At 65.4% G+C, this 18,680-nt stretch carries 18 protein-coding genes; 8 read left to right on the forward strand and 10 right to left on the reverse strand.

Features of this window, described 5'->3' with window-relative positions:
* Positions 1-795 precede the first annotated feature (795 nt).
* Together FHS02_RS16115 and FHS02_RS16120 are read left to right on the forward strand one after the other, a co-directional pair.
* Positions 796-2,163: a flagellar assembly protein A gene (locus FHS02_RS16115; RefSeq protein ID WP_175424805.1), complete on the forward strand. Its 1,368-nt coding sequence runs from the start codon at positions 796-798 to the stop codon at positions 2,161-2,163.
* 143 nt (positions 2,164-2,306) lie between these two features.
* Positions 2,307-2,849, forward strand: a complete 543-nt coding sequence (locus FHS02_RS16120) for a chemotaxis protein CheW (protein WP_229422631.1) — start codon at positions 2,307-2,309, stop codon at positions 2,847-2,849.
* Between the two features lie 83 nt (positions 2,850-2,932).
* Here FHS02_RS16120 and FHS02_RS16125 read toward each other — a convergent pair whose 3' ends face one another.
* The 4 genes from FHS02_RS16125 to FHS02_RS16140 all read right to left on the reverse strand — a co-directional run bounded on the left by FHS02_RS16125 (position 2,933) and on the right by FHS02_RS16140 (position 7,444).
* Positions 2,933-4,933: an ATP-binding cassette domain-containing protein gene (locus tag FHS02_RS16125; protein WP_137313890.1), complete on the reverse strand. Its 2,001-nt coding sequence runs from the start codon at positions 4,931-4,933 to the stop codon at positions 2,933-2,935.
* Positions 4,934-5,036: 103 nt separating this feature from the next.
* Positions 5,037-5,921: a 50S ribosomal protein L3 N(5)-glutamine methyltransferase gene (prmB, locus tag FHS02_RS16130; RefSeq protein WP_175424804.1), complete on the reverse strand. Its 885-nt coding sequence runs from the start codon at positions 5,919-5,921 to the stop codon at positions 5,037-5,039.
* Between the two features lie 33 nt (positions 5,922-5,954).
* Positions 5,955-7,088, reverse strand: a complete 1,134-nt coding sequence (gene dapE, locus FHS02_RS16135; RefSeq protein ID WP_137313888.1) for a succinyl-diaminopimelate desuccinylase — start codon at positions 7,086-7,088, stop codon at positions 5,955-5,957.
* A complete protein-coding gene (locus FHS02_RS16140; RefSeq protein ID WP_137313887.1) occupies positions 7,085-7,444 on the reverse strand; it encodes an ArsC family reductase in 360 nt (119 codons plus the stop codon). The genes dapE and FHS02_RS16140 overlap by 4 nt, the downstream gene beginning before the upstream one ends.
* A gap of 267 nt (positions 7,445-7,711) precedes the next feature.
* Here FHS02_RS16140 and FHS02_RS16145 point away from each other — a divergent pair, with 267 nt between their 5' ends.
* On the forward strand, positions 7,712-8,755 hold the full coding sequence (locus tag FHS02_RS16145) for an HAF repeat-containing PEP-CTERM protein (protein ID WP_137313886.1): 1,044 nt from the start codon (positions 7,712-7,714) through the stop codon (positions 8,753-8,755).
* Here FHS02_RS16145 and FHS02_RS32105 read toward each other — a convergent pair.
* On the reverse strand, positions 8,747-8,920 hold the full coding sequence (locus FHS02_RS32105) for a hypothetical protein (RefSeq protein ID WP_371861467.1): 174 nt from the start codon (positions 8,918-8,920) through the stop codon (positions 8,747-8,749). The two genes, FHS02_RS16145 and FHS02_RS32105, sit on opposite strands and share 9 nt — an antisense overlap.
* Before the next feature lie 326 nt (positions 8,921-9,246).
* Here FHS02_RS32105 and FHS02_RS16155 point away from each other — a divergent pair, with 326 nt between their 5' ends.
* Positions 9,247-10,332: a PEP-CTERM sorting domain-containing protein gene (locus FHS02_RS16155; protein WP_175424803.1), complete on the forward strand. Its 1,086-nt coding sequence runs from the start codon at positions 9,247-9,249 to the stop codon at positions 10,330-10,332.
* Here FHS02_RS16155 and FHS02_RS16160 read toward each other — a convergent pair.
* The 5 genes from FHS02_RS16160 to FHS02_RS16180 form a co-directional block, all read right to left on the reverse strand.
* A complete protein-coding gene (locus FHS02_RS16160; protein ID WP_137317411.1) occupies positions 10,316-11,452 on the reverse strand; it encodes a PilT/PilU family type 4a pilus ATPase in 1,137 nt (378 codons plus the stop codon). The two genes, FHS02_RS16155 and FHS02_RS16160, sit on opposite strands and share 17 nt — an antisense overlap.
* Before the next feature lie 75 nt (positions 11,453-11,527).
* Entirely contained in the window at positions 11,528-12,355 is an 828-nt protein-coding gene (dapD, locus tag FHS02_RS16165; protein WP_131144772.1) for a 2,3,4,5-tetrahydropyridine-2,6-dicarboxylate N-succinyltransferase, read from the reverse strand.
* The gene (gene dapC / locus FHS02_RS16170) at positions 12,352-13,578 is read right to left on the reverse strand and encodes a succinyldiaminopimelate transaminase (protein ID WP_137313884.1); all 1,227 of its coding nucleotides are present in this window, start codon (positions 13,576-13,578) and stop codon (positions 12,352-12,354) included. The genes dapD and dapC overlap by 4 nt, the downstream gene beginning before the upstream one ends.
* 117 nt (positions 13,579-13,695) lie before the next feature.
* Positions 13,696-14,400: a Mut7-C RNAse domain-containing protein gene (locus tag FHS02_RS16175; protein ID WP_137313883.1), complete on the reverse strand. Its 705-nt coding sequence runs from the start codon at positions 14,398-14,400 to the stop codon at positions 13,696-13,698.
* Between the two features lie 8 nt (positions 14,401-14,408).
* Positions 14,409-14,807, reverse strand: a complete 399-nt coding sequence (locus FHS02_RS16180) for a MerR family transcriptional regulator (RefSeq protein ID WP_137317410.1) — start codon at positions 14,805-14,807, stop codon at positions 14,409-14,411.
* A gap of 77 nt (positions 14,808-14,884) precedes the next feature.
* On the opposite strand from FHS02_RS16180, the gene FHS02_RS16185 reads away from it, so the two are divergent.
* The 4 genes from FHS02_RS16185 to FHS02_RS16200 all read left to right on the forward strand — a co-directional run bounded on the left by FHS02_RS16185 (position 14,885) and on the right by FHS02_RS16200 (position 18,600).
* Positions 14,885-15,307, forward strand: coding sequence for a hypothetical protein (locus tag FHS02_RS16185; RefSeq protein ID WP_137313882.1), 423 nt, complete (start codon positions 14,885-14,887; stop codon positions 15,305-15,307).
* 45 nt (positions 15,308-15,352) lie between these two features.
* A complete protein-coding gene (locus FHS02_RS16190; protein WP_137313881.1) occupies positions 15,353-15,742 on the forward strand; it encodes a VOC family protein in 390 nt (129 codons plus the stop codon).
* Between the two features lie 104 nt (positions 15,743-15,846).
* Entirely contained in the window at positions 15,847-17,100 is a 1,254-nt protein-coding gene (locus FHS02_RS16195; RefSeq protein ID WP_137313880.1) for a DEAD/DEAH box helicase, read from the forward strand.
* A gap of 495 nt (positions 17,101-17,595) precedes the next feature.
* Positions 17,596-18,600 (forward strand): ABC transporter substrate-binding protein, encoded by a 1,005-nt coding sequence (locus tag FHS02_RS16200; protein WP_137313879.1) that lies wholly within the window; start codon positions 17,596-17,598, stop codon positions 18,598-18,600.
* Positions 18,601-18,680: the final 80 nt, after the last annotated feature.

Here is an 18,680-nt window from a genome sequence, read left to right on the forward strand (position 1 = left end):
CATGATGACGCCTCCCTCGATATCGTGGCTTGTTGACACTTCCACTTTGGCACATCGATGCCGTTTCGGAGGGGGCGTCCATCCCATTGCCTTTTCATTGGGGCGCTGCTTTGATGTTCCCACTTCGGCGTCCCCACTCGCCGGTCCTCCGGGTGCCTTGCGAAACGCTATCGTTGCTGGCGTTCCAAACCCACCCTGGTCGGTGCCTGGCCTTGTGCGCGATCAAATCCCTTCCTGGCAAACCTTCTTAAATTAGCCATTCGAACTGTTGATGGTGGGCAATATGCGGATGCCAGTGGAGAACGACACGTTACTGTCCGGCTTGCCGGCCGACGGAGAAGCCGCGCTCATCGTGGGACGCGAGGAGGGCGTGTGGATGCGCGCCGACGGGGCGCCGCAGCGTTTGCGGGCCGCCATCGGCAGCCTGTTCCTGTCCGGTTCCTTCCTGGCGGGGCTCGACTATGCGGTGTTCCTGCGCATGGTGTACGGCGGCTGCTCCGTGGAGCCCGGACTACCGGCCGCGATGCCGGGAACTGCGCTGGTGCGGGTAGCCGACGCCATCGTCCCCTTCCAGCCGGGTCGCCGCGGGCTCTACAAATCCGTCAAGATCGTCACCGGCGCGGCGGACTATTTTTTCGAGCCGGTGTTCCTTGAAACCGGTGCAGGCGAACCGCAGGCGGCCACGCTGGACTTCGATGAGTTCGTGGCCGACCTGTGGGTAAAAGGCGTGCGTTTCGGCATCGATGCGGCCGCCGTGCGGGAAGCAATCGCCGCCGCCAGACCAGGCGCCGCGTGGTGGCGCGCCGCCTCGACCCGGTGCGGGGACGGGATGCCGCGATCGTCGAAGTGTCGGAAGACCTGCACCGCTCCAACGCACCGCGCGAGCTGGGTAACGGTCGTTTCGACCTGCACACTTTCGAGAACCGCTTTCCGCAGGTGAAGGCGGGGGTGCGCCTGCTGCGCAAGGAACCGCGCACCATGGGAACACCCGGCTTCACGCTGTGCGGCATGCCGGTCGAAGCGGAGGCCGGCAGCGACATCGCGCTGGCGGGCGTAGCTGGCGAAGGCACCATGGTCGAACAAGTCGATGATCACGACTACCTGGTGGCCGCCGTCGAAGGCTTCGTCAATGTCGACAGGAAGAGTGGCCGCGTGTCGATCGGACCGAAGATCATCGGCCGCGACGGCGTCAGTGCGCGTACCACCGGCAACCTGGAACTGCATGGCGAATACGAGGAATTCGGCGATGTGCAGGAAAACCGGGTCGTCGCAGGGGGCGGCATGACGATCCACGGCGACGTGTTCGGCCGCATTGCATCGCGTGGCGGCACGGTGCACCTGAAGCGCAACCTGATGGGCGGGACTGTCGTCAATGCCGCTGGCGCGATCCGTGTCGGCGGCGTGGCGTCCAACGCGGTGCTGCAGGCAAAAGGCGGCGAGGTGAGGGTGCGCAAGGCGCAGAACTGCGTGATCAGCGCTGCCAGGGTAATGATCGGCGAAGCGTCCAACTGCGAGATCCTGGCCGACGAGGTGGAGATCGGTATTGCCAGCGGGTGCGCGATCGCCGGGCGCAATATCGTGCTTGGGGGGGCGGGCCCCCGCAAGGGCACCGAAATGCTGCTGTTCGCGCTGCTGCCCGATACGCGCCGTCATGACGAAGCCATCGCCGATCTCGCGGCACGCGCGGGCAAGGCCGAAGCCGAGGCAAGCGCCTGCGGCAGTGCCTCGCAGGCGATTGCCAGCCGCGACGATGTGCGCAGCTACCTGGCGCTATCGGCCCATGTGCGCGCGAAGCAGGTCACGCTGACGGGCACCCAGCAGGTGCTTTACAACAGGATGGCCAAAAAAGTCGGGCCGGCACTGACCGAGCTGGCCAGGCTGTCGCTCGCCGGCAACGCGGCGCGCGTGCAGCACGCCCGCCTGCAGGCGCAACTGGCCACGGCGCGCCAGTGCCGCAGCGAGATCGCGATCGCCGCGACGTGCAGGGTCAAGCGGGTGGATGGCGATACGGTCCTGCGCACCATGCTGTACCACCCCGACGCCGGGCCGCCATACGGGCTGGCACCAAAGGAAATCAAGGGGCACCTGCGGGCCGGTTCATGGAGCCACGTGCCGGTGCTGCATGCGGCCGACGGCGTGCTCGACTGGTCATCGGCGCAATAGAGCGTCATAAGCCAAAGAAAAATACGCATGGAGTGTCGGAATAATCCCAGCAGGAAACATTGAGCGTTCTCAACACCCTGACGCGAGCCGTCCTTAGCATGGGAAATGCCTAAATTTACCGCAAGACGGAAGAAAGGAATCTCATGCAAACCAATCACACGCCGGCAATAATGGACGCGTCCGAACCGCTGCAGGCACGGAGTCCCGGCCCGCAGGGCGACACCGAGGTACGGCAGTACCTCACCTTCCGTCTCGGCGGACTGGAATATGCGCTGGATTACCGGAACGTGCAGGAACTGCGGCCGCTGCAGGCGCTCGAACGCTTTGCCGCGGACGGGCAAATCATCAGCAGCGTGGCCGTTTCACGCGGCATCATCATGCCCATCGTCGACATGCGCATCGCATTCGGTCCCCGGCCGCCGGCGCACGATCCGCGCACCGACGTGATCATCCTGAAGCTTTCTTCCTGCGTGATGGGCATGGTGACCGACGGCGTGACGGACCTCGTCATGCTGGCCGGCCGCGACATCAGGCCGATCCCGAACCTGGCAGCGGAAGTCGCCCCGAATGTCGATTACCTGCTGGGGCTGGCCGAAACGGGCCAGCGCCGGCTGATCGTGGTCGACATCGACAAGCTGATGGCCATCCGGCGCGTGACGCGCGACAGGCTCGGCGCCGCGGCATGATGGGTTCAAGAAAAGAAAGCGCCGCCCGAGGGCGGCGCTTTCTTTTCTATGACTTGCGGCCTTAGTGCGGCCGCTTTCCCCGCTCAGACGGCCAGCGCCTCGAGCTGCTCCTGCAGGCCCAGCCACTCTTCTTCCAGCTGTGCCAGGTCCTTCGTGTAGAAGGCCTGGTCCGCCAGCAGCGTTTTCAGCTTCGCCTTGTTGGCTGCCTCATAGATCGCCGGCTCCTGCAGCTGCGCATCGACATCGGCCTTCTGCGCGTTGCGCTTGGCGATCTGCTCTTCCAGCCGCTTGATCTTGTTCTCGATCGGCTTGCGCTGGGCCGCGAGGCGCTGGCGCTGCTCGGCTTCCACCCGTTTCTGTTCGCGCTTGTCCACGGTCGGCGCAGCTGTCGGTGGTGCCACCGGCGAGGTGGACGGATACGCCGTCTTGTGCTCCTTGCCGGCCGCGGGCAGCACGTCGGTGCCCTTGCCCAGCTTGGTCTTGAACAGCCAGTCCTTGTAGTCGTCCAGGTCGCCGTCGAACGGCTGCAGCTTGCCATTGGCGACGATGATGAACTCGTCGGTCGTGGCGCGCAGCAGGTGGCGGTCGTGGGATACCACCACCAGCGTGCCCTCGAACTGCGCCAGCGCTTCGGTCAGCGCCTCGCGCGTTTCCAGGTCCAGGTGGTTGGTCGGTTCATCGAGCAGCAGCAGGTTCGGACGCTGCCACACGATCAATGCCAGCGCCAGGCGTGCCTTTTCGCCGCCGGAAAACGGCGCGATCGAGCTGGTCACCATCGTGCCCGGGAAGTTGAAGCCGCCCAGGAAGTTGCGCAGCTCCTGCTCGCGCACCGTCGGCGCGATCTTCTGCAGGTGCCACAGCGGCGATTCGTCGTGGCGCAGCATCTCGACCTGGTGCTGGGCGAAGTAGCCGATGATCAGGCCCTTGCCGATCGTTGCCGTGCCGGCCAGCGGATCGAGATCGCCGGCAACAGTCTTGATCAGCGTGGATTTGCCGGCCCCATTCACGCCCAGCAGGCCGATGCGCTGACCCGTCTGCAGGCTGAAGTTGATGCCGTTGACGATCTTCTTTTCCTTGACCTCGAACGTCTCCGGATCTTCGCTGCGGTAGCCGGCATCGACGTCTTCCATCACCAGCAGCGGATTCGGCGCCGACAGCGGCTCGCGGAATTCGAACGAGAACTCGGCGGCGGCGCGCAGCGGCGCCAGCTCTTCCATCTTGGCCAGCGCCTTCATGCGGCTCTGCGCCTGCTTGGCTTTCGACGCCTTGGCCTTGAAGCGGTCGATGAACGATTCCAGGTGCGCCTTCTTGCGCGCCTGCTTTTCGGCGGCGCCGGCCATCAGGATCATCTGCGCGGCGCGCTGGCGCTCGAAGCTCGAGTAGTTGCCGGAGTAGCGCTTCAGCTTGCGGTCGTCGATGTGCACGACCACATTCACGATTTCGTCGAGGAAATCGCGGTCGTGCGAAATGATGATCAGCGTGCCGGCATAGCGCTTCAGCCAGTCCTCGAGCCAGATGATCGCATCCAGGTCCAGGTGGTTGGTCGGTTCGTCGAGCAGCAGCAGGTCGGAAGGGCACATCAGCGCCTGCGCCAGGTTCAGGCGCATGCGCCAGCCACCGGAGAAGCTGGCCACCGGCTGCTGCATCTGGTCCAGCGTGAAGCCCAGGCCCAGCAGCAGCTGTTCGCCACGCGATTGCACCGTGTAGGCGTCCGCATCGGCCAGCGCCACGTGGGCATTGCCCAGCGCGAGACCCTGTTCCGCGGAGTCGGGCAGCGCTTCCAGCCGCTCCAGTTCCGCCTGCAGCTTGCGCAGGTTGACGTCGCCATCGATCGCGTAATCGAGCGCGTTGCGCTGCAGCGGCGGGGTTTCCTGCGCCACGTAGGCCATGCGCCACTTGGCGGGGAAATCGATGTTGCCCTGGTCCGGATGCAGCTCGTTGCGCAGCATCGCGAACAGGCTGGACTTGCCGGCGCCGTTGGCGCCGATCAGGCCGATCTTGTCGCCGGGGTTCAGCGTCAGGTCGACGTTTTCCAGCAGCGGCTTCACGCCCCGCATCAGGCTTACTTGTTCGAGACGAATCATTCTTGGTTCTTCAAAGCTTCAATTGGTCGGTGGTCGGGAAGACCCCGGTGTCCGGCCTGCCGCCAAATGGGCAGGGCGGATCGTTCGCATGTACGGAAGCCGGTTAAAGCTTCAGCTGGTCGGCGGTGAGCAGGAAGACCATGTCATCGCCCTGGCTGGTGGTCAGCCACGTCAGGCCCATGTCGCCGAAGGCCGCTTCCGCGAATGCCTTCTCGTTGCCGATCTCGACGATCAGCAGGCCATCGTCCGTCAGGCGCTCGGCCGCGCCGGCCACGATCCGGCGCACCAGGTCCATGCCGTCGACGCCGCCGTCCAGCGCGATCTGCGGTTCGTGGCGGTATTCCTGCGGCAGCCGCGACATCGAGCCAGAATTCACGTACGGCGGGTTGGTGACGATCAGGTCGTATTTTTTCAGCGGCACGTTCGCGTACAGGTCCGACTGGATCAGGTTCACGCGGTCTTCCAGCTTGTACGTCTCGACATTGCGGCGCGCCACTTCCAGCGCATCCGGCGAAATATCGACGGCATCGACCTGCGCGTCGGGGAATGCGTCGGCCATCATGATCGCCAGGCAGCCGGATCCGGTGCACAGTTCCAGCACGTTGGCGATGCCTTCCGGGTTGTTCACCCATGGCGCGAAGTAGTCGGGAATCAGTTCGGCGATGTAGGAGCGCGGCACGATGGTGCGCTCGTCCACGTAGAACTGGTAGGTGCCAAGCCATGCCTCGTTGGTGATGTAGGCGGCCGGCACGCGCTCGGTGGCGCGGCGCTCGATCACGTCCAGGACGCGCTGGATTTCTTCCGGCAGCAGGCGCGCATCCAGGAACGGATCGAGCCTGTCGAGCGGCAGCTTCAGCGTGTGCAGGATCAGGTAGGCCGCCTCGTCGAAGGCCTCGGCGCTGCCGTGGCCGAAGAACAGTTTTTCCGTGTTGAAGCGGGTGGTCGCATAGCGCAGCAGGTCGCGGGGCGTGGCAAAAATGGTGGTCATGATGTTCCTCTGGTTACGCGGGAGCTTGGGCGATCAGGTGAGCAGATTCACCAGCGTGCGCCGGTAGATGTTCTTCAGCGGATCGATGAAGCGCACTTCCACGTGTTCGTCGATCTTGTGGATGCTGCCGTTCGGCGGGCCGAATTCGATCACCTGCGGGCAGATCTGCGCGATGAAGCGGCCGTCCGACGTGCCGCCCGTCGTCGACAGTTCCGTCTCGATGCCGGTTTCGCCTCTGATTGCGTCGCACAGTGCCGTCGACAGCGTGCCGCGCGGCGTCAGGAACGGGTAGCCGGAGATGGTCCATTTCAGGTCGTATTCGAGGCCGTGCCGGTCGAGGATCGCATGCACCCGCTGCTGCAGGCCTTCGGCCGTGCTGGCGGTCGAGAAGCGGAAATTGAAGTCGATCACCATCTGGCCGGGGATGACGTTGTTCGCACCCGTGCCGGCCTTCACGTTCGACATCTGCCACGACGTGGGCAGGTAGTATTCGTTGCCCTCGTCCCACACTTCGGCGACCAGGTCGGCCAGTGCCGGCGCGGCCTGGTGGATCGGGTTCCTGGCCAGCTGCGGATAGGCGATGTGGCCCTGGATGCCCTTGATCGTCAGGCAGCCGGACATCGAGCCGCGGCGGCCGTTCTTGATCATGTCGCCCAGCACCGCGCTCGACGTGGGTTCGCCCACCACGCAGTAGTCGATCGCTTCGCCGCGCTCCTTCAGCTTGTTGCAGACGATGACCGTGCCATCGGTGGCCGGGCCTTCCTCGTCGCTGGTCAGCAGGAAGGCGATCGAACCCTTGTGGTCCGGGTGGGCGGCGATGAATTCCTCGCACGCCACCACCATTGCGGCGATCGACGTCTTCATGTCCGCCGCGCCGCGGCCGTACAGCTTGCCGTCGCGGATGGTGGGGAAGAACGGCTCCGACGTCCATTGCTCGACGGGGCCGGTCGGCACCACGTCGGTGTGGCCGGCGAACACGAACACGGGCTGCTCGGTGCCGCGGCGCGCCCACAGGTTCGTGACGTCGCCCGAGACGATCGTCTCGCAGCGGAAACCGAGCGGCTCGAGCAGTTCGATCAGCTGCTGCTGGCAGCCTTTGTCCTCGGGAGTGACGGAAGAGCGGCCGATCAGTTTTTCGGTCAGCGCGAGGGTACGGGATTCGGTCATTGGTCTTGGTTGGTAAAAATCTGTTGGTACTGTTCCGGCTTGAAGCCCACGTGGCACGCCGTTGCCGTTCGCAGCACTGGGCGCTTGATCACCGAAGGATTCTCCAGCATCAGCGCGGTCGCGCTGGCCGCGTCCGTGACGGCGGCCTTGCGCTCGTCCGGCAGGCCGCGCCACGTCGTGCCTTTCTTGTTGACGAGGGTTTCCCAGTCAACGTGCTTCAGCCAGTGCTGCACCGTGGCGGCGTCGAGGCCCTGCTTCTTGAAATCGTGGAAGGTGAATTCCTGCTGCTGGCCGGCCAGCCAGACGCGGGCTTTCTTCACCGTGTCGCAGTTGGGGATGCCGTAGAGAGTGATCATGGATATTCGGATGGGCGCACGGCGGTGGATGCCGGCTAAAGTGCGCCATTATAGCCGTTCAGGCATCGTCCGCTCCTCATCCGGTCACCACGGTTCCCGCCCGCCCGGTGCCCGGCAACGCACGCGCACCGCGCTGCCGGCTTACGCCTTGCAAGTTATTGTCATAAGTGCATTATTCGTAAAGACTGTCTACAATGTGCCGCGAACCGGCGCCGGAGTGCTGTGATCGCGCTTGGTCGAACCGATCAACGCTATCAGGGAATAACGATGAAGATGAAAATGCTCGCGATGCTGCTCGCCACAGTGCCTTTGCTTGGAACCGCCGCCGCCCCCGCCTACCGGATCGACATCCTTGACCGGGAAGGCGTCAATGGTTCCGGTGCCCTCAATAATGCCGGCCAGGCGCTGATCGTCCGCGCCCCGTCCAATGACGATTTTCGCACCTACCTGACGACGACGAGCTCCAGTGTCGATCTCGGCACGCTGGGCGGAACCATGACAAGCAGCAGCGCGATCAACAACGCCGGGGTGGTCGCCGGTACCTCCACGCTGGCCGGCAACACGGCAAGGCATGCCTTCGTGTACGCCAACGGTTCCATGCTCGATCTCGGCACGTTCGGCGGTACCGACAGCAGGGCCGTGGCCATCAACGATGCCGGCACGGTGGTCGGCAACGCTGAAAACGCCAGCGGCGACACCCGTGGCTTCGTGTACACGGCGCAGGGCGGCATGCGCGATATCGGCACGCTGGGCGGTGCGCAGACCATGGTCTCCGACGTCAGCGAAAGCGGCGAAGTGCTGGGCTATTCCCAGACGGCTTCCGGCGAATGGCACAACTACCTGTACAAGGACGGCGCCATGACGGACATCGACAGCTGGAGAGGCGAGCTGAACGGTTTCGGTCCGAACGGCGAGATCTTCGGCTCGGTAGTTGGATGGCGGGATCTGCCTGAACTCGTGATCTACCGGTCCGACTGGCAGCCCGGGGTCGCCACCGCGTCCGCCATGGCCGATGGCTACATGGTCGGCTGGGACTGGAACGGCACGATCACGTACCTGAGCTCGAGAGACGGTACCTGGTCCCTGAACGAATTGGCGGGCGACGGCTGGTCATTCCATCACGCCGAGGGCGTCAACGACCTCGGCCAGGTGCTGGCCTGGGGGTGCTACTACGGCGATGACGAATTTTGCGCCAACGTATTGCTGAGCCCAGTCCCGGAACCGGCCACGTACGGCATGCTGGGCCTGGGACTCGGCGTGGTCGCGCTGGCGCGCCGCCGCAGGGCCGCGGCTATCAGCCGTTCAGCGTAAATTCGGTAAACGACGTTTCGGGCGGAGCCGCCTTGCGTTCCGCCCCGGCATCGGCCTGCGGCTGTCCGGCCCGTTGTTCAGCAGCCACAGCAGGTTGGTCGCCGAATCGGCATTGGCCAGCGCTTCTTCCTGCGTGATGCGGCCTTCCTGCACCAGTTTATACAACGCCTGCTCGAACGATTGCGAGCCGGGCGACAGGCTGCGGTCCAGCGCTTCCTTGATGTGCCGGTTTTCGCTTTTCGATCAGGTCCGACGGATGGCGCTCGCCAGTCGAGCCTGGCATCGACGCCACCGTCATGCATGCAACTTGCTGTTCGATAGTTATTGCATTATTTGCATCTTCGCCGCGCAAGTCCGATATGATCGTCGGGCGACCCGCGCTGCTATTTCAAGTCACATTCGAGCCGCTCGGTCGCCCCCCGGCAGCAGGTCCGGATCTCACGGGTGCAATGCTGCCAGCGTCCTTCCACATCGACCTGGAGATCTCACACATGAAGCGCCTTGTTTTATCGCTTGCCCTTGCCGCCTTCCCGCTGTCCGTCCTTGCCGACATTCCTCGATACAATTATCAGCTCCTTGGGAGCTTTTACGCCGCCGGTGATCTGAATAACAATGGCGTGGCACTGGTACAGGCCAATGCCGGCGCTAACGAACCCGACGACGGCAGGGTGGCGTTGATGGTGGGCGCCGGGCAGACGATCAATCTCGGTTCGCTCGGCGGCAGGTATGCCTATGCGAGGGAATTGAACGACTCGAACATGGCGGTGGGCCAGTCGGCGCTGGCAGGGAATGCGTCCGCCCACGCCTTCGTTTATGCGAACGGAGCAATGCGGGATCTCGGCACACTCGGTGGTACGAACAGTGACGCCGTTGGCATCAACAGTTCGGGCATGGTGGCGGGCACTTCCGATATCGCCGGTGGCGGGACCCGTGCATTTTTCTACACCGAGGACGGCGGCATGCGCGATATCGGCACGCTCGGCGGTGCCAGCAGCGAAGCGTACGATGTCAGCGAGACCGGTGAAATCCTGGGCCGCGCGCAGACCGCGTCCGGCGCATGGCACACCTTCCTGTACAAGGACGGCGTGATGACCGATATCCAGTCCACGCTCGGCCATGACGAAATAGTCTATGGATTCGGGCCGAACGGGGAGATTTTCGGAAGGTCCACGTATGAACTGGACGACATACCTTACCACGGTGCTGTACTGCAGCGGGCGCATTGGCCGTCCGACAACTATCCGGGAGGGATCGACGATATGGCCAACGGCTACATGATTGGTACCTACGGTGGCGTAAGGGCCCCCGCGATACTGGCGACCCATGATGGAACCTATGACGTCGACGACCTGGTGCCCGGCGACTGGTGGTACTTCTATGCCTCGGGAGTCAATGACCATGGCCAGATTCTCGCCTATGGCGGCGGTACCGATGAGTATGGGAATGGTGCCGGTGGTGTCATGCTGCTGAGCCCCGTGCCGGAACCGGCCGCGTACGGCATGCTGGGCCTGGGTCTCGGCATCGTCGCGCTGGCGCGCCGCCGCAAGGCCGCGGCCGCCATCAGCCGTTCAGCGTAAATTCTGTAAACGACGCTTCGGGCGGGGCGCTCCTGCGTTCCGCCTCGTCCGCCACCTGCCGGCTGTCCGGCCCGTTGTTCAGCAGCCACAGCAGGTTGGTCGCCGAATCGGCATTGGCCAGCGCTTCTTCCTGCGTGATGCGGCCTTCCTGCACCAGTTTATACAACGCCTGCTCGAACGATTGCGAGCCGGGCGACAGGCTCCGGTCCAGCGCTTCCTTGATCTGCCCGATTTCCCCTTTTTCGATCAGGTCCGACACATAGCGCGTGTTGACCATCACCTCGACGGCCGGGGTGCGCGTGCCGCCGCCGCTCGAGCGGACCAGCCGCTGCGACACGATGGCGCGGATCGTCGACGACAGGTCCTGCAGCAGGGCAGGGCGGTTCTCGATCGGATAAAAACCGATGATGCGGTTCAGCGCGTTGTAGCTGTTGTTGGCGTGCAGCGTGGCCAGCACCAGGTGGCCCGACTGCGCGTAGGCCAGCGCGGCGGCCATGGTTTCGCGGTCGCGGATTTCGCCAATCAGGATGCAGTCCGGCGCCTGGCGCATCGAGTTGCGCAGCGCGGTCTCGAAATCCTTGGCATCGCTGCCGATCTCGCGCTGGTTGACGATCGCCTTCCTGTTCTTGAACAGGTACTCGATTGGGTCTTCCAGCGTGAGGATGTGGCCGGAACGCAGTTCGTTGCGGTGGTCCAGCATCGCCGCGATCGTGGTCGACTTGCCCGATCCGGTGGAGCCGACCACCAGCATCAGCCCGCGCTTTTCCATGATCAGTTCGGCCAGGATCGCCGGCAGGCTCAATTCATCCAGCGCGGGGATATTGGCGGGCACATAGCGGAACACGGCGGAAATCGTGCCGCGCTGCCGGAATGCCGACAGGCGGAAGCGCCCCAGGCTGGGCACGGAAATGCCCATGTTCAGTTCATTGCTGCGCGCCAGTTCGCGGATCTGCTCGGTCGAACAGATCTCGGCCAGCAGCGCATCGATGTTTTCCGGCTCCAGCTTCTGCTGGTTGACCGGAATGAGGTTGCCGTTGATTTTCAGGTGCACCGGCGAGTTCACCGCGAAGAACATGTCGGACGCGTTCTTCTCTTTCATCAGCTGGAACAGCCGGTCCATCATGGCAGACACCTCGTGCAGGCATGGTGCCGGGCAGCGGCCTCGGGCCGGGTGCCTGGCACTGGTTTGAAAGGCTTAAACGCCGCGCAGCAGTTCGTTGATGCCGGTCTTTGCACGCGTCTGCGCATCGACGCGCTTGACGATGACCGCGCAGTACAGGCTGTACTTGCCGTCGGCCGACGGCAGCGAGCCGGACACCACCACGGAGCCGGACGGGATGCGGCCGTAGCTCACTTCGCCGGTGGCGCGGTCGTAGATCTTGGTCGACTGGCCGATGTACACGCCCATCGAGATCACCGAGTTCTCTTCGACGATCACGCCTTCGACGATCTCGGAGCGCGCGCCGATGAAGCAGTTGTCCTCGATGATCGTCGGGTTGGCCTGCATCGGTTCCAGCACGCCGCCGATGCCCACGCCGCCGGACAGGTGGACGTTCTTGCCGATCTGCGCGCACGAACCCACGGTTGCCCAGGTATCGACCATCGCGCCTTCGTCGACATACGCGCCGATGTTCACGTAGGAAGGCATCAGCACCACGTTCTTGCCGATGAACGAACCGCGGCGGGCCACGGCCGGCGGCACCACGCGGAAGCCGCCCTTGGCAAAATCTTCCGGCGTGTAGTTGGCGAACTTGGTCGGTACCTTGTCGTAGAACTGCATGGTGCCGTCCGATGGCAGCACCACATTGTTCTCGAGGCGGAACGACAGCAGCACGGCCTTCTTGATCCACTGGTTCACCACCCAGGTGCCGGTGTCCTTCTGCGCCACGCGCAGGCTGCCGTCGTCCAGGCCGGCCAGTACGTGGTTGACCGCGTCGCGCACTTCGGCGCTGGCGTTCGACGGGTTGATCTCGGCGCGGTTATCCCATGCCTGTTCGATGATTTGCTGGAGTTGTTGAGTCATGATGCGTCTTCAGTAGTGAGGGATTTGCAGAACTGCACGATGCGCTGCGCGGCTTCCAGCCCTTCGGCCGTTTCCGCCACGAGCGCCATGCGGATGCGGTTGCGGCCGGGGTTGGTGCCGTGCGCTTCGCGCGCCAGGTAGCTGCCCGGCAGGACCGTGACATTATATTCGGCGTACAGGCGCCGTGCGAACTCGGTGTCCGACAGGCCGGTACGGCTGACGTCGGCCCACAGGTAGAAGCCGGCGTCCGGCAGTGCCACGTCGAGCACGTCGGCCAGCAGCGGCGTGATGGCATCGAATTTCGCGCGGTATTGCGCGCGGTTTTCCGCGACATGGGACTCGTCGTTCCACGCCGCGATCGATGCGGCCTGCACCGGCGGGCTCATGGCGCCGCCGTGGTAGGTACGGTACAGCAGGAATTTCTTCAGCACGTCCGCGTCGCCGGCCACGAAGCCCGAGCGCAGGCCCGGCACGTTCGAGCGCTTCGACAGGCTGGAGAACACCACCAGCCGCGCATACGGCTTGTCGATCGTGGACAGGCCCAGCATGTGGGCCGCCTGCAGCGCGCCCAGCGGCGGCTCGTCGCCATGGTAGATCTCGGAGTAGCACTCGTCGGCGGCGATGATGAAATCATGGCGCTCGGACAGTGCGAACAGGTTTTCCCAGTCCGTCAGCGACAGCACGGCGCCGGTCGGGTTGCCCGGCGAGCACAGGTACAGCAATTGCACGCGCGCCCACACGTCGGCCGGCACGTTGTCGTAGTCGCAGCCGAAATTGCGCGACGGGTCCGAGTTCACGAAATACGGCTCGGCGCCGGCCAGGAACGCGGCGCCCTCGTAGATCTGATAGAAAGGATTCGGGCACACCACGAGCGCATCCGCGGCAGGGTCGATCACGGCCTGGGCGAACGCGAACAAGGCTTCGCGCGAACCGTTGACGGGCAATACCTGCGTGGCGGGATTCAGCGGCGGCAGGCCATAGCGGCGTTCCAGCCATGCGGCGATCGTGCCGCGCAGCGCTTCGGTGCCGACGGTGGCCGGGTAGACGGCCAGCCCGGCCAGGTTGTCGGCCAGCGCTTCGCAGATGAACCGCGGCGTCGGATGTTTCGGTTCGCCGATGCCCAGGCTGATGGCGCGGTGGGCCGGATCGGGCGTCACGCCGTCGAACAGCAGGCGCAGTTTTTCAAACGGATACGGGTGCAGCTTGTCGAGTAATGGATTCACGTAGGATCTCAAAAAGGCGCACGTCTGTGCGTGTTTTCTGGTGATGCATGAACGGTCAGCCGGCCATTATAGCCCGCGTGCGGCCGGTTCGCCCGCGGCAACCCGGGCGACGGGGCTTCACTGCACGCCGTCCAGCAGCGCGCGCATGCGGCGCCAGTGCGAGCCCTGCCAGAACACGCCGCCGCAGCGCGGGCAGCCCAGGAACGTATCCTGGCTGTCCCGTACCGAGGGCGGCAGACGGTCCAGCACCTCCGCCCTGGTGCGCGGCCGCAGCGGCACGTTGCAGGCCAGGCACAGCGAAAACGGGCGCATCGTTTCCCGCAGGCCGAAGCGCGCCACCACCTCGCGCAACTGCTGTTCGGGTTTCAGCGCCCGCACGTAGCACCCGCGCAGCACGCCGCGGCGCTTCAGCAGTTCCCGGTCGCGGGTCAGCGCGACGCGGCCGCCGTGCTCCGCGAAGGCTTCCACCTCGCCGTCGCCGATGTCGTTGTCGTACAGCGTGTCGAAGCCGGCCATCCGCAGCAGCCGGGCCAGTCCGCCCAAGTGGGCATCGGCCACGAAGCGCGCCTCGTGCGGCGCCAGCACCACCGGCGGGGCCGGCGGCACCACCACGTCGTCGCCGTCTTCCAGCAGCACGTCGAGCGGGGCAGGGTGCCCGTTGACGCATACCTCGCCTATCTCCGTGTGCGGCACGCCCAGCGCCTCGACCATGTGCTTGACGGTGGCCGCGCGCGCGCACGGCGTGGCCAGCGCATGCCCGCGCTGGCTGCGCGGCAGGAAGAAGTCCAGCGCCGCGTCGAAGCGGAAGGTGGCGGTGACCATGCCCGCGGTCAGGTACCGGTGCGCGCGGGGCCGGCCATCGCGCTCGTGGCCGCGGTCCGCAGCGGGCAGTCGCCTGCGTCGTCGAGCCGCGCCGCCAGGTCCGCGCGCAGGGCCGCCAGGCCATCGATACGCCGGTCGATCTCGGCCAGCTTGGCGCGCAGCGCTCCGCGGATCGCCTCCGACGACGCGCCGGGATCTGCCAGCAGCGGCAGGTCGGCCTCGATTTCGGCCAGCGTGAAGCCGAGCGACTGCGCGGTGCGGATATAGCCCAGCCACTGCACCGCCTCGGGCGGGTAGTCGCGGTAGCCGTTGCCGCTGCGCCGCGCCGTCAGCAGGCCGCGTTTCTCGTAGAAGCGCAGCGTATCCCGGCTGATGCCGGTCGCCTGCGCAATGTCGCCGATCCTCATCACGCCCCCGAAATAGTGGTTGACCATGGAGTGTACTCCAGCCTTTAGCATCGGGTCACCATCTTCAGGGAGCCGCCGTGCACACCAGTACCTATTCACGCATCGTCCGCGCCAGCGGGATCTACGACCTGCTCGTCACCGCGCCGTTTGCCACGCCATGGACGTTCGCGCTGCTGCACGGCCAGCTTTCGTCCGTCAACATGGCGCTGGGCGGTGCGCCATTGCCCGCCTTCACACCGCTGCATATCCTGTTCGCCTGCCTGATGGGCACCGTGGTGGTGCTGTGGTCCGTCCTGCGCATCGGCGATCCGCAACCCCGCTTCGGCCGCTACGACGGCGCCGGCCGTTTCGGCTTCAGCCTGTGGATGGCCTGGACGCTGGCGCAGACGGGCATGCCGATGCTGTGGCTGTTCATCGTGCCGGAGCTGGCCTGGGGCGTGGTGCAGTGGCTGCCAGTCAGGGGCCGCCAGGGCGGCACGGGAAACGGACCGCGCGGCTGAGCTGCCCGGTGCTATGCTGTGCCCTCAACTTCACGGGAGGTGTCCATGCAAGCGCAACCCCTGATCGCCGTGTCCGACGTGGCAGCGGCCAGCCGCTGGTACCAGGCCATCCTGGATTGCAGGAGTGCCCACGGCGGCGGCGAGTATGAACAATTGACGTTCGACGGCCGCATGATCCTGCAGTTGCACCGCTGGGATGCGCACCACCATGCGCACATCGGCGACCCGCAATGCCGGCCATATGGCAACGGCGTGCTGCTGTGGTTCTGGAGCGACGACTTCGACGACGCCGTCGACCGCATCGCCGAGGCGCGCGCCACGGTGCTGGAAGGCCCGAAGGAAAACCGCAACGCGCAGCACCGCGAGATCTGGCTGCGCGACCCGGATGGCTACGTGGTCGTCATCGCCGGGCCCTACGGCGACGTGGGCATGTAAATATAACGGCGCAGCATGCCGGTGCTGTATGGCGAATCGGCGCGCGGCGGCCCGGCTGGCCGCGTGCTTTATACTGCGCGCTCATTCACCTGCCTGCACTTCCCATGTCCTTTGCTTCCCTGGGCCTCGCGCCCGCCCTGCTCGATGCCGTGGCCGCCATCGGCCACGACACCCCGACCGCCATCCAGTCGGCCGCCATTCCCGCCGCGCTGCAGGGGAGGGATGTGCTGGGCGCGGCGCAGACCGGGTCCGGCAAGACGGCGGCGTTCGCACTGCCGATGCTTCACGCGCTGCTGGCGCGCCAGGGTACCCGCCGCGGCCTGCACGGCCTGGTGCTGGTGCCGACGCGCGAACTGGCCGCGCAGGTGGGCGACGCGATCCGCGCACTGGTGCAGCACCTGCCGTCCACGATCAAGGTGTCGATCGCGTTTGGCGGCGTGTCGATCAACCCGCAGATGATGGCGCTGCGCGGCGGTACCGACATCATCGTCGCCACGCCGGGCCGCCTGCTCGACCTGGCACGCCACAATGCCGTGAAGCTGGACGGCGTCGCCACGCTGGTGCTGGACGAAGCGGACAAGCTGCTCGACATGGGCTTTGCCGACGAGATCGCGGAAATCCTCGCGCTGCTGCCGGCAAGGCGCCAGAACCTGTTCTTCTCCGCCACGTTCCCGGCCGCCGTCCAGGCGCTGGCCACGTCGCTGCTGCACGATCCCGTGCGGGCACAGTTGACGGATGACGCGGCGGACGAGCCGGACATCGCCCAGCGCGCCATCGAAGTGGACGGGGCGCGCCGCCTGCAGCTGCTCAGGCACCTGATCAAGGAGCACGGCTGGCAGCAGGTCCTCGTGTTCGTCGCCACCAAGTATGCATCGGAGCACGTGGCCGACAAGCTGCGCCGCAATGGCCTGGCGGCCGAAACCTTCCACGGCGATTTCAGCCAGGGGGCGCGCACCGGGGTGCTGGCCGATTTCAAGGCCGGCCGCATGACGGTGCTGGTCGCCACCGACGTCGCCGCGCGCGGCATCGACATCGCGCAGTTGCCGGTCGTCGTCAATTTCGACCTGCCGCGCGCCGCTGCCGACTACACGCACCGCATCGGCCGCACCGGCCGCGCGGGCGCCAGCGGCATCGCCGTCAGTTTCATCACGCCGGATGCCGAGGCGCACTTCCGGCTGATCGAGAAACGGCAGGGCAGGCGCGTGCCGCGCGAGCGCATCGCCGGCTTCGAGCCGTCGGAAGCGGCCATCGCGGCGGCCGCCGCCGCGCCGGTGGCCGACCCGAACGGCGGCGTCAAGGGCAAGCGCAAGAGCAAGAAGGACAAGCTGCGCGAGGCCGCCGCCAAGCCGTCGGCGTAAGCGGCGCATCACGCTGCATAACATGAGCTGCACAACATAAGCTGCACAACAACGAAGCGTGCCATCCGCGCTGGTGCTCCGCCGGCGCCGTCGTGCTCCACGATGGTGCGCGGCGGGCGCCCAAGGTCCTCCGGCCGGCGCCCAGGCGGCCAGGAAATGCTGGCACGGCGTTTGCATTAACTGTCGTATGAGTAGAAGCGGCTAGTGTTTTCCGGCGACGCAATGTCGCCAGCGGAAAACATGGGGCATTGCTCTTGTGGACACGTCCCCGACGGGATGTGCATCTGTTTTTTACAGACCTCAAGAGAGAACGCCATGCTGCATCGTTTCGCCAGCCCGATTTTCGCAAGTCCGATTCGCATGATCCGCCGCAGCCGCGCGGCGTTCCTCCCGGTTTCATTTTCCCGCAATGCACGGCCGCGCATGCCCTTCGTCCGGCAGGCCGGCTGCATTCCGCATTGCGTCCTCCAGCCTTTCCAACCCCAGAGAGTGCCCATGAAATCCATCCCAGTCCTGCAACCGGCGCGCCGCGCCGCACTGGCCTTCTGCCTCGTCACCGCCTTCGGCGCATTCGCCGGCAATGCGGCCGCCGCCGACAAGGTCACGTTCCTCACCTCCTGGTACGCCCAGGCCGAACACGGCGGCTTCTACCAGGCCGTGGCCGAGGGCATCTATCGCAAGCACGGCCTCGACGTCACGATCCGGATGGGCGGCCCGCAGGTGAACGGCATGCAGTTGCTGGCCAGCGGCCAGGCCGACTTCTTCATGGGCTACGACCTGCAGGTGCTGAAAAGCGTGGAGCAGGGGATTCCCGCCACCACCGTCGCCGCCAGCTTCCAGACCGATGCGCAGGGCATGATGACGCACACCGACGTCAAGGGACTGGCCGACCTGAAGAACGGCAAGACGGTGCTGGTATCGACGTCCGGGCGCACCACGTGGTGGCCGTGGCTGAAGGCAAAGTATGGCCTGACCGAGGCGCAGGGACGCCCGTACACGTTCAACCTGCAGCCTTTCCTGGCCGATCCCGACCTGGCCCAGCAGGCCTACCCGTCGTCCGAGCTGTTCCAGGCCGCCAAGGCCGGCGCGAAGACCAACTTCTACCTGTTCGCCAAGGACGGCTACCCGCCGTACGGCACCACCGTGGTCGCAATGCAGAAGCTGGTCAAGGAAAAGCCGGACCTGGTCGCCCGCTTCGTGCGTGCATCGATGGAAGGCTGGAAGAGCTACCTGGCCAATCCGGCCCCGGCCAATGCGCTGATCAAGAAGGAAAACCCGAACATGAAGGACGACCAGCTGGCCTACGCCGTGGGCAAGCTGAAGGAATACAGCTTCGTCACGGGCGGCGATGCGGCGCAGCAGGGTATCGGCACGATGACCGATGCGCGCTGGCAGCGCACCTATGAATTCATGGTGTCGGCCGGCCTGCTGAAGAAGGAAACCGACTGGAAGCAGGCCTACACCACCCAGTTCGTCAAGGACCTGAAAGTGCTGCCCTGATCAGCCGCCCCACCGTCATATCGCAATAACGTGATACCGGGCGAAGGCGACCATTCTGGCACGCCGGCCCACCCTTGCAA

The organism is Pseudoduganella umbonata (assembly GCF_014192225.1).
In the GTDB taxonomy this organism is placed as follows: Bacteria; Pseudomonadota; Gammaproteobacteria; order Burkholderiales; family Burkholderiaceae_D; genus Rugamonas; species Rugamonas umbonata.

Excerpts from the sequence above, each read along its gene's own strand:
- FHS02_RS16190 (WP_137313881.1), top strand. The coding sequence starts at position 15,353 with ATGCAAGCGCAACCCCTGATCGCCGTGTCCGACGTGGCAGCGGCCAGC.
- FHS02_RS16180 (WP_137317410.1), bottom strand. The coding sequence starts at position 14,807 with ATGAGGATCGGCGACATTGCGCAGGCGACCGGCATCAGCCGGGATACG.
- FHS02_RS16160 (WP_137317411.1), bottom strand. The coding sequence starts at position 11,452 with ATGGACCGGCTGTTCCAGCTGATGAAAGAGAAGAACGCGTCCGACATG.
- FHS02_RS16195 (WP_137313880.1), top strand. The coding sequence starts at position 15,847 with ATGTCCTTTGCTTCCCTGGGCCTCGCGCCCGCCCTGCTCGATGCCGTG.
- dapD (WP_131144772.1), bottom strand. The coding sequence starts at position 12,355 with ATGACTCAACAACTCCAGCAAATCATCGAACAGGCATGGGATAACCGC.
- FHS02_RS16145 (WP_137313886.1), top strand. The coding sequence starts at position 7,712 with ATGAAGATGAAAATGCTCGCGATGCTGCTCGCCACAGTGCCTTTGCTT.
- FHS02_RS16200 (WP_137313879.1), top strand. The coding sequence starts at position 17,596 with ATGAAATCCATCCCAGTCCTGCAACCGGCGCGCCGCGCCGCACTGGCC.
- dapE (WP_137313888.1), bottom strand. The coding sequence starts at position 7,088 with ATGACCGAATCCCGTACCCTCGCGCTGACCGAAAAACTGATCGGCCGC.
- FHS02_RS16140 (WP_137313887.1), bottom strand. The coding sequence starts at position 7,444 with ATGATCACTCTCTACGGCATCCCCAACTGCGACACGGTGAAGAAAGCC.
- prmB (WP_175424804.1), bottom strand. The coding sequence starts at position 5,921 with ATGACCACCATTTTTGCCACGCCCCGCGACCTGCTGCGCTATGCGACC.
- FHS02_RS16125 (WP_137313890.1), bottom strand. The coding sequence starts at position 4,933 with ATGATTCGTCTCGAACAAGTAAGCCTGATGCGGGGCGTGAAGCCGCTG.
- FHS02_RS16120 (WP_229422631.1), top strand. The coding sequence starts at position 2,307 with ATGCAAACCAATCACACGCCGGCAATAATGGACGCGTCCGAACCGCTG.
- FHS02_RS16175 (WP_137313883.1), bottom strand. The coding sequence starts at position 14,400 with ATGGTCACCGCCACCTTCCGCTTCGACGCGGCGCTGGACTTCTTCCTG.
- FHS02_RS16155 (WP_175424803.1), top strand. The coding sequence starts at position 9,247 with ATGAAGCGCCTTGTTTTATCGCTTGCCCTTGCCGCCTTCCCGCTGTCC.